The following is a 398-nucleotide window of genomic DNA, read 5'->3' as shown; positions in this document are numbered from 1 at the left end:
TGGAAAAAGTATCAGGCCAAGCAGGTTCGCGACACTTACCGGCTTGCGACAGAAGCGACCGACGAGGGTTTCTATATGATGAATGCGCTCAGGGATGTACACGGAAAAATCATCGATTTTCAAGTAGTCGATTGTAATGCGCGCGGCGCGCTTTTTTTTGGACTCAATCGGGAAGAGCTTATCGGAATGAAGATGTCCTCGCTGCAAGGAGAAGTTTATTTTTCCAAATTAATGCAAATTTATTCTCGTGCCATGGATACTGGTTTTTATGAGGATGAATATGAATTATCGGAGTTGAGTCCATTGCATATGGCGTGGGCCAGACGTCGTCTCACTCGTTCTGGTTCTGGCCTGGCAGTGACGATACAGGATATTAGCGAGAGAAAAGAAGCTGAAAA

1 protein-coding gene is annotated in these 398 nt (G+C 45.5%); it reads left to right on the top strand.

Annotated elements, in window-relative coordinates:
* On the top strand, positions 1–398 hold a 398-nt coding region (locus ACO0LF_RS31535; RefSeq protein ID WP_423021366.1), incomplete at both ends, for a PAS domain-containing protein.

This window comes from Undibacterium sp. Di27W, assembly GCF_049340345.1.
Classification (GTDB): domain Bacteria; phylum Pseudomonadota; class Gammaproteobacteria; order Burkholderiales; family Burkholderiaceae_D; genus Undibacterium.
The sequence above is the reverse complement of the archived record's forward strand: the minus strand, read 5'-3'. Positions and strand labels throughout refer to the sequence as shown.